This window comes from Micromonospora sp. 15K316, from assembly GCF_004348525.1.
Classification (GTDB): domain Bacteria; phylum Actinomycetota; class Actinomycetes; order Mycobacteriales; family Micromonosporaceae; genus Micromonospora.
Genome location: NZ_SMKG01000218.1, coordinates 1 through 10,303 on the forward strand (window position 1 = coordinate 1; position 10,303 = coordinate 10,303).

The window sequence follows — 10,303 nt, forward strand, 5'->3', positions numbered from 1 at the left end:
CCTCCGCGCCTGTCCAGGCGGGCCCGCCCGCCGGTGCCCCCGGTGGCGCCGTCGGCGGCGTCACCGTCATCGACGTGACGGAGGCGACATTCCAGTCCGAGGTGTTGGAGCGGTCCCTCACCACCCCCGTGGTGATCGACTTCTGGGCCGAGTGGTGCGAGCCGTGCAAGCAGCTCTCGCCGGTGCTGGAGCGGCTCGCCGTCGAGGGTGGCGGCGCCTGGGTGCTCGCCAAGATCGACGTGGACGCCAACCCGCGCCTCGCCCAGATGTTCCGGGTGCAGGGCATCCCGATGGTCTACGCCGTCGTCGGCGGCCAGCCGGTCGACGCCTTCTCCGGGGTGGTTCCCGAGGCGCAGCTGAAGCAGTGGATCCAGGCGGTCCTCAAGGCCGGCGGCGTCGCCCTCACCGAGCCGGCCGACCCGCGCCTCGACGAGGCCGACGACGCCCTGATGACCGGTGACCTCGACGCGGCCGAGCGTGCGTACCGCAAGATCCTGGCCGACTCCCCGGCCGACGCCGCGGCCGAGGCGGGCCTGGCCCAGGTGGGTCTGGCCCGTCGGGTCGGCGGCGCCGACCCGCAGGGCGCGCTCGCCGCGGCCGCCGCGAACCCCGACGACGTGGACGCGCAGCTGCTCGCCGCCGACATAGAGGTGATCAGCGGCCTGGCCGAGCAGGCCTACAAGCGCCTGGTGGACACGGTCCGCCGCACCGCCGGTGACGACCGGGAGAAAGTACGCCAGCACCTGATCGGCCTGTTCAGCATCGCCGGCCCGGACGACCCGGCGGTAGCCACCGCCCGGCGCGCCCTGGCCAGCGCCCTGTTCTGAGCAGCAGCGCAACGGTTCGAGCACATAGCAGAGCAGGACACGTAGCAGAGCAGAGCAGTGCGGGCCGGCTGTCCGGCCGGCCCGCCCGACCGCCGAGGACGGGAGCCCATGATGCGCCGGATCGCCGTCCTCGACGCGCCGACAAACCTGGGTCTACGCCCGCCGACGCCCAGCTCGGTGCCGGGGTGTGCGAAGGCGCCGGGCGCGCTGCGTCACCAGGGCCTGCTGGCCCGGCTGCGGGCGCGGGACGCCGGGCACCTGACCCCGCCCCGGTACGACCCGGGCGACTGGCGCCCCGGCGACGGCGTCTGCCACGCCCGGGAGATCTCCGCGTACTCGGCGGCGCTCGCCGACCGGATCGGCGAGATCATCGACCGCAGCGAGTTCCCGCTCGTGCTGGGCGGCGACTGCTCGGTGCTGCTGGGCTCCGCGCTGGCCATGCACCGCCTCGGCGAGGCGGTCGGCGGGCGGATCGGGCTGGTCTTCGTCGACGGCCACTCGGACTTCCGGCACCCCGGCAACGCCTCGTACGTGGGCGCCGCGGCCGGCGAGGACCTCGCCCTGGTCACCGGGCGTGGACAGGCCGACCTGGCCGCGATCGAGGGGCGCCGGCCCTACTTCCGCGACATCGACGTGGTGGTGCTCGGCATCCGGGCGCAGGACGAGTACCGCCTCGATCTCCAGGCCGCCGGGATCCTGACCCGGCCCGTGCCGGCGCTGCGCGCCGAGGGCGCCGCGCGGACCGCCCAGTGGGCGCACGAGCAGCTCGCCGAGTGCGCCGGCTACTGGGTGCACATCGACGTGGACGTCCTCGACCCCGCGGTGATGCCGGCGGTCGACGCGCCCGACCCCGGCGGCATCGCCTTCGCGGAGCTGGAGATCCTGCTCGCCGGGCTGGTGGACACCCCGCACTGCCTGGGCGTGGAGCTGACCGTCTTCGACCCCGACTACGACCCCGACGGCGCGTACGCCGCCGAGATCGTGAACACGGTGGTGGCCGGGCTGACCCCGGTGACCTCGCCGGGAGCCGTACCGCCACGGCTGCTGCCCGGCCCGACGGGCGCGCCGGCACCCGCGCCGCGCCGGGGAAACGGTCGACCGGCCGTGTCGGCGAGGGGCGCGACGGTCCCTTTGACCGCGCAGGCTCCGGCCCCGGCGGGGGAGCCCACCGACCTGCTCGGCCCGGGCCCGCTCGGCCCGGAACTCGTCGTGCCGCCCGCCTCGTCAGGGCTGGAGCCGACCGGGTTGCCCGCGCCGGACGATCCGGAGCCCGTGGTTCCGCCTGCCGTGTCCGGGTGGGAGCCGGTCGGGCCGCCTGCCTCGGCCGGGCCTGGGCGCCTCCGCCGGCCGGGAGCGGCGGCTGAGCGGAACGGGGCGGAGGAGAACCTCGCACCCGACGACGACAGCCCACGCCCAGCCGCCGGCTTCGCCTAGAAGCTCGCCTCATCCACTCGGGTTCATTGAAGCCGGGGCATCCCGCCCAGCCGGACAGCCGACTTCATGAAAACCGAGTCGATCATGCCGGCCCTGGCCTGGCCGTCGGGCCGGTTGTCAGCGGGGAAGGGCGCGGAGGAAGCGTTCGGCGATCGGCACGGCGGAGGCGGTGCTCGCGCCGCCCTGCTCGACGAAGACGGCGAACGCCACGTCCCCCTGCCAGCCGACGAACCAGGCGTGGGTGTGCGCCGGGTTGTTGTCGTACTCGGCGGTGCCGGTCTTGCCGTGCACCGGCTGGCCCGGCACGTCCTTCAGCGCGCTACCCGTGCCGACCGTGACGACTTCCCGCATCATGGCCCGTACCGCCTGCACCGATTCGGCCTTCAGCGGTTGACCGGGCGGAGCCGCCTTGGCGGGGGCCGGATCCAACAGCAGCGTGGGCTGCGCGAAGTGGCCGCGGGCGACGGCCGCGGTGGCGGCCGCCATGGCCAGCGGGCTCACCAGCGTGGTGCCCTGGCCGAACGAGGCGGCTGCCTGCTCGGCCGGCGACCCGTTCGCCGAGACCTTGCCGGTGAACGCGTCGACCCCGAGGTCCCACTGCCCCTCCAGCCCCAGCGACCGGCCGGCGACCGCCAGGCCGTCGCGGCCGAGCTTCGGGGCCAGCGCCGCGAACGCGGTGTTGCAGGACTTCGCGAAGTCGGTACGGAAGGGCACGGCGCCCAACGCGAAGTTGTCCGAGTTCTTGAACGACCGGCCGTCCACCGTGAAGGTCTTGTCGCACTTCACGGTGGTGTCCGGCGTGACCGCTCCCCGGTCCAGCAGGCCCAGGGCGCTGACCATCTTGAACGTGGAGCCGGGCGGGACCTGGGCGTCGAAGGCGAGGTTCTCTCCGGCCGGGCCGGGACCGTTCGCCGCCGCGAGCACCGCGCCGTCGCTGATCCGTACGGCCACCAGGGCGGAGCGCCGCTGCTGCGCGCGCAGCGCCCCGTCGGCCGCGTTCTGCACGGCCACGTCGAGCGTCGTCTTCAACGGCTGGCCCGGCTCCGGCTCGTGGTGGAACACCTCCTTGCCGGTCGGCACCAGCGTGCCGTCCTCGCCCGGGCGCTTGATGATCACGGTGAAGCCGGGGTGCCCACGCAGCCGGTCGTCGTACCGGCCCTGCAGGCCGCCGTGCCCGACGAGGTCGCCGGCCAGGTACTTCTCCGGGTGAGCGGCGAGGTCGTCGGCCTGCGCGGGGTCGACCGAGCCGAGCAGCGCCCGGGCGAACTCCCGGGTGGGGGCGAGGTCCGACTTGTCGGACTGGAACTTCGTGCCGGGCAGGTCGTAGATGCGCGACTTGATCTGCCGGTACGCCTCGTCCCGCAGCGTAACCACCTCGACGAACGCGCCGGGGTCGGCCTCGGCGAGGCGCTTGGGCAGGTCCGAGACGTCGACCGCCGGCACGATCACCGGCCGGATGGCCCGGAACGCGGCGTCGAGCTTCCTGACCAGCCCGGGCACGTCGCTGACCTGGTTGGGCTGCACCCCGACCCGGACGACCGGACGCGGCGCCACGATCGGTCGACCGGCGGCGTCCAGCACGCCGGCGCGGGCGCCCGTGTCGCGGCGCAGCCCGAGCCGGTCGCCCTTGGTGAGCTGCTCCTGCACGAGCTGCGGCTCCCAGATCACCTGCCACTGGCCGTCGTCGCCGTGCGCCAGCCGCACCTGACGGTCGTACGCCCAGCGGGTGTCGCCCTGGAGCGTCCACTCGATCCGGATCCCGGCGGTCGCGGTGTCAGCGGTGATCTTCGCGTCGCCCTGCCGGCGCAGCGTGGGCGGGGTGGCCGCCAGCTCGCCGGAGAGCTCCTTGATCTCCTTCGCCACCTCGTCGGCGGGGACCTTGGCGCCGGTCGCGTCCACGAAGCCGACGGCCTGCAGGTCGCCGGAGCGCCAACCGGCCAGGAACGCGTCCACGCTGTGCTCCGGGCCGTCCTCGCCGGAGCACGCGGTGAGCGCCCCGACGCCGATCAGGCTCGCGGCGACGGCGACGAGGAGACGGTTGGGGCGGGTGCGACGGGCGTGACGTGGGTACGACAGGCGCATGCGGCTTTTTCCCTCCGCGGTCGGGTCGCCCCACGCTAGTACGCGCGCGGCGGCCCCACTGTCCGCGACGGGCCGCGACGTGGTGAAAGACGGTGCGGGGCGGTGTGATGAACATCGCGCGAAGGGGTACACGGCAGGCGGCCAACCTCGGACCCGCAAGGGGCGAATGGACAAAGTCCAGATCCGGACGTCCGGCCCGTGGTCCGCCCGCGAAGGGGTGGACCCGTAGGGCCTAGGCTGGGCGGCAGAGTGACCCACAATGCGGTGGGTCGTCGAGGGGAGTGGCACCGATGGACCGGCGTCCGGCGATCAAACCGGAACCCGACCTCCGGCTGAATGACACCGGCGGGAACGACGACAGCTTCGATTCGGCGACCGACGGAGACGGCTACGGCCGGCTCGACACGGGCGTCACCGGGTTGACCGGGTCGAGCATCGACACCATCTACGAGCTCGGCCTGCCGACCGAGGCGCTGGCCGACGACGTGGAGGACGCCGAGCTCGACGAACCCGTACCCAACGCGGAGCGGCTGGTCGCCCAGGCGGTCGCGCTCGCCGGGGACGACCAGGACGCGGCGACGCTGGTCAGCCGGTTCTGGCGGTTCGCGCCGGACGAGGAGCTGATCGGCTTCACCGCCGAGGAGATGCTCGACGCGGCCCGCGCGCACCGGGACCTGGCGCAGCAGCGGGTGCCCGGCGAGCTGAAGCTGCGCATCCACGAGCCGGACGCCGAGCAGCACCACACCGTCGTCGAGATCGTCGTGGACGACATGCCCTTCCTGGTCGACTCGGTGACGGCGCTGCTCAACTCGCACCATCTCGACGTCCACCTGCTGGTCCACCCGTTGGTCGTGGTGCGCCGGGAGCCGCTGGGCCGGCTGGCCGAGGTCTCCGCGGACGTCGAACCGGACGACGCGATCGCCGGCGACCTGGTCGAGAGTTGGATGCGGATCGAGATCGATCCGGTCCGGGACACCGAGGAACGGGACCGGCTCCGCCGGGAGCTGCAGCGGGTCCTCACCGACGTCCGCGAGGCGGTGGAGGACTGGCCCAAGATGCGCCAGCGGGCCCTGGCGCTCGCCGACGAGCTGGCCGCCGCCCGTACGAGCGACAACCGGCCGCCGGTGCCGGAGAAGGACATCACGGACTCGGTGGAGCTGCTGCGTTGGCTCGCCCACGACCACTTCACCTTCCTCGGTTACCGCGAGTACCGGCTGGTCGACACCCCGCAGGGCGGTCAGGCGCTGGAGGCGGTGCTCGGCACCGGGCTCGGCATCCTGCGGCAGGACGCGCCGGAGGCACGGGCGCTGTCGTCGATGACGCCCGAGGCCCACGAGAAGGTGCTGGAGAAGCGCCTCCTGATCATCACGAAGGCCAACTCGCGGGCCACCGTGCACCGCTCGGCCTACCTCGACTACATCGGCTTCAAGGTCTTCGACGAGGCGGGCCAGGTGATCGGGGAGCGGCGCTTCCTGGGCCTCTTCTCGACCGCCGCGTACCGCACCAGCGTGCGGGAGCTGCCGGTGGTCCGCCGCAAGGTCGCCGAGGTGCTCGAACGCTCGGGCCTCAGCCGGCGCAGCCACTCCGGCAAGGACCTGCTCCAGATCTTGGAGACCTACCCGCGCGACGAGCTCTTCCAGATCAAGACCGACGACCTCTACCACGCGGTGATCGGCGTCCTGCGCATGGCCGGGCGCCGGCAGTTGCGGGTGTTCCTGCGCAAGGACGCCTACGGGCGGTTCATCTCCTGCCTGATCTACCTGCCGCGGGACCGGTTCACCACGCAGAACCGGCTCCGCATGCAGGACATCCTGCTGCGCGAGCTGAACGGCGTCGGGGTGGACTACACCACCCGGGTCACCGAGTCGATGCTCGCCCGGGTGCACTTCATCGTCCGTACCGACCCGACCAACCCGCCCGGCGACATCGACGCCGACCTGCTCGCCGAGGAGCTCGCCGACGCGACCCGGCTCTGGGACGACGACTACCGGCTGGTGCTCGAACGCAAGCTCGGCGACGAGCAGGCCAAGCACCTCTTCGCCCGGTACGCCGACGCCTTCCCGGAGGGCTACAAGGACGGTCACACGCCGTACGAGGCGATGAAGGACCTGGCCAAGCTGGAGCTGCTGGAGGAGCCCGGCCAGCTGGAGATGCACCTGTTCCGCAAGCAGTCCGCCCCGCGGGCGGGCACGCGGGCGGCCGGCACGGACCACGACGAGTCGATGGACGTCCGGTTCAAGGTCTACCGGTACGGCGAGCCGATGATGCTCTCCGCGGTGCTGCCGGTGCTGCACTCGCTCGGCGTACGGGTGATCGACGAGCACCCGTACGAGGTGGACCGGATCGACGGCCGGATCTGGCTGTACGACTTCGGGTTGCAGCTGCCCGAGGCGCACCAGGAACTGGCCGAGGTGCGCCCGCACGTGGAGAACGCCTTCGCCGCGGCGTGGCGGGGCGAGGCCGAGGTGGACCGCTTCAACGAGCTGGTGCTGCGCGCCGGGTTGACCTGGCGGCAGGTGGTGGTGCTCCGGGCCTACGCGAAGTACCTGCGGCAGGCCGGGACGGTCTTCTCGCAGGACTACATGGAGCAGACCTTCATCGCGTACCCGCAGATCGCCGAGCTGCTGGTCCAGCTCTTCGAGACCCGCTTCGCGCCCGGCGACCTCGACACCGAGCAGCGGCAGCGGCGCAGCGGCGAGCTGGTGGAGAAGATCCGCGCGGCGCTCGACGAGGTGGCCAGCCTCGACCAGGACCGGATCCTGCGCTCGTACCTGACGCTGATCCAGGCGACCCTGCGGACCAGCTTCTACCAGCGGCGCACCGACGGCCGGCCCAAGTCGTACGTGGCGTTCAAGCTGGACCCGCAGGCCATTCCGGACCTGCCGGCGCCCCGGCCGAAGTTCGAGATCTTCGTGTACTCGCCCCGGTTCGAGGGTGTCCACCTGCGCTTCGGGTCGGTCGCCCGCGGTGGCCTGCGCTGGTCCGACCGGCGGGAGGACTTCCGCACCGAGGTACTGGGCCTGGTCAAGGCACAGATGGTGAAGAACACAGTGATCGTGCCGGTCGGCGCCAAGGGCGGTTTCGTACTCAAGCAGAAGCCGGGGGACCGGGACGAGGCGGTCGCCTGCTACAAGGAGTTCGTCTCCGGGCTGCTCGACGTGACCGACAACATCGTCGCCGGGCAGATCGTGCCGCCGGAGGACGTGGTCCGCCACGACGGCGACGACCCGTACATGGTGGTCGCCGCGGACAAGGGCACCGCCACCTTCTCCGACATCGCCAACGAGGTCTCCGCGGCGCACAACTTCTGGCTCGGTGACGCGTTCGCCTCCGGTGGCTCCGCCGGGTACGACCACAAGAAGATGGGCATCACCGCCCGGGGCGCCTGGGAGTCCGTCAAGCGACACTTCCGGGAGCTGGGGCACGACACCCAGAGCGAGGACTTCACCGTCGTCGGCGTCGGCGACATGTCCGGCGACGTCTTCGGCAACGGGATGCTCCTCTCCGAGCACATCCGGTTGGTGGCCGCCTTCGACCACCGGCACATCATCCTCGACCCGGACCCGGACGCGGCCACCTCGTACGCGGAGCGGAAGCGGCTGTTCGAGCTGCCCCGGTCGTCGTGGGAGGACTACAACCCGGAGCTGATCTCGGCGGGGGGCGGCATCTACTCGCGTACCGCCAAGTCGATCCCGATCTCGCCGCAGATCCGGGCCCGGCTCGGCCTGGACGACGGAGTGGACCAGCTCTCGCCGCAGGAGCTCATGCGGGCGATCCTGACCGCACCGGTGGACCTGCTCTGGAACGGCGGTATCGGCACGTACGTCAAGGCCTCCAGCCAGACCGACGCGGAGGTGGGCGACAAGTCCAACGACGCGATCCGGGTCGACGGCAAGAGCCTGCGCTGCCGGGTGGTCGGTGAGGGCGGCAACCTGGGCTTCACCCAGCTCGGCCGGATCGAGTACGCGCTGACCGGTGGTCGTATCTACACCGACTTCATCGACAACGCGGCCGGCGTGGACACCTCCGACCACGAGGTGAACATCAAGATCCTGCTCAACACCGCGGTCGCCGACGGCGAGCTGACCACGGCGGCGCGGGACGAGCTGCTCGCCGAGATGACCGACGAGGTCGCGGAGCTGGTGCTGCGGGACAACTACGACCAGGCTCGGGCGATCAACAACGCCCAGGCGCAGGCCGCGTCGTTGCTCCCGGTGCACCGGCGGATGATCAACGACCTGGAGCGCTCGGGCGCGCTGGACCGGTCGCTGGAGGCGCTGCCGCCGGACGAGGAGCTCGCGGTCCGGTCGGAGTCCGGGCTGTCCGCGCCGGAGTTCGCGGTGCTGCTCGCGTACGTCAAGATCGTCCTTGAGCGGGACATCCTCGCCGACGGGCTGGCCGACGAGGAGTGGACGACCGAGGTCCTGGTCAACTACTTCCCGACCCCGATGCGTGAGCGGTTCGCCGACCGGATGGCCCGGCACCGGCTGCGCCGCGACATCGTCACCACGGTGCTGGTGAACGAGGCGATCAACCGGGGCGGCATCTCGTTCGTGTTCCGGGTGATGGAGGAGACGGCGGCCTCGCCGGCCGACGTGATCCGGGCGTACGTGGTGGTCCGCGAAGTGTTCGGGCTGCGTGAGCTCTGGGACGCGGTCGAGGCCCTGGACAACAAGGTCTCGCCGGAGTTGCAGACCAGCGTCTACCTGGACACCCGCCGGCTGCTCGATCGGGCGGTGCGGTGGCTGGTGACCAACCGCCGCTCGCCGATCGACGTACCGGCGGAGATCCGCCGGCTCCGCGACGGCGTGGCGCGGCTGCTACCCGGCCTGGAGGGCCTCTTCTACGGCAGCGAGCGGGAGGCCATCACGGCCCACATCGACTCGATGACCGAGCGGGGTCTGCCCCGTGAGCTCGCCGAGCAGGCGACGCGGCTGATGTACAGCTTCGGCCTGCTGGACGTGGTGGAGACGGCGGCGAACCGGAGGCGTGACGTCGGCGAGGTGGCTCCGGTCTACTTCGTGCTCTCCGATCTCTTCCGGGTGGACGCGCTGCTGTCGAAGATCTCCCTGCTGCCGCGGGAGGACCGGTGGCAGACGCTGGCCCGGATGGCGCTGCGCTACGACCTGTACGCCGCGCTCGCCGCGCTCACCGCGGAGGTGCTCGACTCCACGCCGGACGACCTGTCGCCGCAGGAGCGGGTGCAGCAGTGGGAGAAGTCGAACTCGACCTCCATCCACCGGACCCGACGGGCGATGGGCGAGTTCGACGAGTCCCGCGCGGATCTCGCCGCGCTCTCGGTGCTGCTGCGTCAGATCCGTACCCTGGTGCGGACCTCGGCCGCAGCCTGACCGGTGCCACACGTGGTCCGGCCGGTCGGGGTCTCCCGACCGGCCGGACCACGCCGCTCGTCAGCCGACCAGGCTGGCGAAGACGATCACGTTGTTCAGGTAGCTGCGGGCGTTCTCGTCGAACTGGCCACCGCAGGTGACCACCCGTAGCCCGGGCCGTTCGCTCGGCCCGTAGACCAACTCGGTCGGGAACTCGTCCTTCGGGTACGACTTGACCGAGTCGACGCGGAACGTGGCCGGTCGGCCGTCCGACCGGTTGACCGTGACGGTGTCACCGGGTTGTACGGAGCCCAGGTCGAAGAAGACCGCGGGGCCCATCGCGGCCGAGTCCACGTGACCGACGATCACCGCGTTGCCTTCCTCGCCGGGACTCGGCCCCGGCTCGTACCAGCCCGCGAGCTGGGCCTGGTCCAGCGGGGGCACCTGCACCGTTCCGTCGGGGTTGGTGCCGAGCGACATGATCTGCGCGTCCACGCCGATCCGCGGGATCACGATGGTGGTGGGCGTCGCGCGGGGAAGTCCGGTGGGCGCCGCCTCCCCCTCGGCCGGCTGGTCCGCCTCGGCCAGCTGGCCCGGTTCGGGGCCGGCCTGGGCCAGGGGCTGGGGCGG

At 72.1% G+C, this 10,303-nt stretch carries 5 protein-coding genes; 3 read left to right on the plus strand and 2 right to left on the minus strand.

Features of this window, described 5'->3' with window-relative positions; translation table 11 throughout:
• Together E1211_RS26855 and E1211_RS26860 are read left to right on the plus strand one after the other, a co-directional pair.
• Window positions 1-827 (plus strand): tetratricopeptide repeat protein (locus E1211_RS26855; RefSeq protein WP_132352142.1); only part of this gene is annotated, 827 nt, incomplete at its 5' end.
• Between the two features lie 108 nt (window positions 828-935).
• Entirely contained in the window at window positions 936-2,261 is a 1,326-nt protein-coding gene (locus E1211_RS26860; RefSeq protein ID WP_371686204.1) for an arginase family protein, read from the plus strand.
• A 117-nt stretch (window positions 2,262-2,378) separates the two neighbouring features.
• Here E1211_RS26860 and E1211_RS26865 read toward each other — a convergent pair whose 3' ends face one another.
• Window positions 2,379-4,343, minus strand: coding sequence for a penicillin-binding transpeptidase domain-containing protein (locus E1211_RS26865; protein WP_132352144.1), 1,965 nt, complete (start codon window positions 4,341-4,343; stop codon window positions 2,379-2,381).
• A gap of 290 nt (window positions 4,344-4,633) precedes the next feature.
• Between E1211_RS26865 and E1211_RS26870 the strand changes: the two genes are divergently transcribed.
• Window positions 4,634-9,694 (plus strand): NAD-glutamate dehydrogenase, encoded by a 5,061-nt coding sequence (locus E1211_RS26870; RefSeq protein WP_132352146.1) that lies wholly within the window; start codon window positions 4,634-4,636, stop codon window positions 9,692-9,694.
• A gap of 60 nt (window positions 9,695-9,754) precedes the next feature.
• Here E1211_RS26870 and E1211_RS26875 read toward each other — a convergent pair.
• A partial coding sequence (locus E1211_RS26875) for a class F sortase (RefSeq protein WP_132352148.1) occupies window positions 9,755-10,303 on the minus strand: 549 nt, incomplete at its 5' end.

Excerpts from the sequence above, each read along its gene's own strand:
- E1211_RS26870 (WP_132352146.1), top strand. The coding sequence starts at position 4,634 with ATGGACCGGCGTCCGGCGATCAAACCGGAACCCGACCTCCGGCTGAAT.
- E1211_RS26860 (WP_371686204.1), top strand. The coding sequence starts at position 936 with ATGATGCGCCGGATCGCCGTCCTCGACGCGCCGACAAACCTGGGTCTA.
- E1211_RS26865 (WP_132352144.1), bottom strand. The coding sequence starts at position 4,343 with ATGCGCCTGTCGTACCCACGTCACGCCCGTCGCACCCGCCCCAACCGT.